Consider the following 302-nt stretch of genomic DNA (forward strand, 5'->3'; position numbering starts at 1 on the left):
GAAAGAACCTTCAGTTCGCTTCCATTGCTGTGGGTGCCTGCGAAATCATGAAGGTTTTTATTGACATCGGAATAGAAACAATATACTTGACAAATATGAATCGGAGGTAGACGAATATGAATCGCCTTTTTAATTTCTCCCTTTTAATTTTTACTTTCATCTTGTTAAATATCAAGCATATCCTAATATACAGCCGCCCCTGTCATTTAAAGGCCGAATGCGAATATGAAACTTGATATTAAGCAGACAATATCAAGCAAATGAAGTATAAAATTCTACTAACAACCGTATATCTATTACTC

It is taken from the genome of Sphingobacterium sp. UBA7253 (assembly GCF_002472745.1).
In the GTDB taxonomy this organism is placed as follows: domain Bacteria; phylum Bacteroidota; class Bacteroidia; order Sphingobacteriales; family Sphingobacteriaceae; genus Sphingobacterium; species Sphingobacterium siyangense.